We start from the raw sequence: 1,439 nt of genomic DNA, 5'->3' as shown, positions 1-1,439 counted from the left end.
GACGAGGTCATGGGATGACTCCTTTGTCGTGAGGGTTCCGGTGGTCTGCGCACAACTCTGTCACTTATGTCGACGGATGACAAAAGTTCGTCCGAAATCGACGCATTCGCTTGCCCGGGCGACACCTGCTGTGTATTCTGCGAACACCTAGCGCGACTAGGTTTTGACTCGAGGAGGCGTCATGGCCAACCCAGGCCCCACCGGCACGCAGGGCGTGCTCACCCAACCCGTCAGCACCGTGAGGGTGTCGCGGGGCTACATGATCGCGCTGGGGCTCGCCCAGTTCGGCCTGTTCGCCGCTCTGCTCTCGCCGGTGTACGTGAGCATGCAACTCAAGGCCCAGCAGCTGAACCCCGACGACCCGGCGAGCATCATCGGGCTCGTCCTGCCGTTCGGCGCCTTCGGTGCACTGCTCGCGAACCCGCTCGTCGGCGCCCTGAGCGACCGCACGCGCACCCGGTGGGGCCGCCGCCGCCCCTACCTCGTCGGCGGCATCGTCGTCTTCACGCTCGCCCTCGCCTGGCTCGCGTTCGCCCCCACCGTGCTGCAGCTCGGCATCGCGTGGGTGATCGCCCAGATCGCGGCCAACGCCGTGCTCGCCGCCCTGACCGCGAGCTTCGCCGACAACGTGCCGCAGTTCCAGCGCGGCAAGGCCTCGAGCGTCATCGCCCTGGCACAGAACATCGCCGTCCTCGCGGGCACCTACCTCGCCGTGCTGTTCGTCGCGAACCTGCCGGTGCTCTTCATCGCGCCGGGCGTCCTCGCGATCGTGCTGATCCTCGTCTACGCGGTCGTCGCCCGCGACGACCTGCCCGAGTACGAGCTCAAGCCGTTCACCTTCGTCAACCTGGTCAGCTCCTTCTGGACGAACCCCCTCGAGCACCGCGACTTCGCCTTCGCCTGGTGGTCGCGGTTCCTGATCATCCTCGCGACGTTCATGTTCACGACCTATCGACTGCTCTACATGCAGGAGCACCTCGGCATCTCGGACGTCGCCGACGCCACGGCCGCGGTCGCCTTCGGCGTCCTGCTCTACACGATCGCGTTGATGGCGAGTGCCGCGCTCTCGGGCTGGCTGAGCGACAGGCTCAAGATGCGCAAGGTCTTCGTCGGAGGCTCGACCGCCCTCTTCGCGGTCGGCCTGATCCTGCTGGCCCATGCCGAGACCGTCACCGGCTTCTACGTCGCCGAGGTCGTCATGGGCTTCGCCTACGGCATCTACGCCGCCGTCGACACCGCCCTCGTCGTCGACGTGCTGCCGAACGCCGACCGTCCGGGCAAGGACCTCGGCGTCATCAACATCGCCAACGCCCTGCCGCAGTCTCTCGCCCCGGCGATCGCGCTGTTCTTCCTCGGCATCGGCAACACCGGCTCGGGCAACTACACCCTGATGCTCTGGGCCGCCGGCGTCGCGGCGATCCTCGGCGCCCTGGCCGTCA

General features: G+C 67.4%; 1 protein-coding gene. It reads left to right on the top strand.

Features of this window, described 5'->3' with window-relative positions; all coding sequences use genetic code 11:
* Window positions 1-181: 181 nt before the first annotated feature.
* Window positions 182-1,439: MFS transporter (locus ASE87_RS00360; RefSeq protein WP_082452206.1), on the top strand; the 1,258-nt coding region annotated here is incomplete at its 3' end.

This window comes from Frigoribacterium sp. Leaf44 (assembly GCF_001421865.1).
Classification (GTDB): domain Bacteria; phylum Actinomycetota; class Actinomycetes; order Actinomycetales; family Microbacteriaceae; genus Frigoribacterium.
The sequence above is the reverse complement of the archived record's forward strand: the minus strand, read 5'-3'. Positions and strand labels throughout refer to the sequence as shown.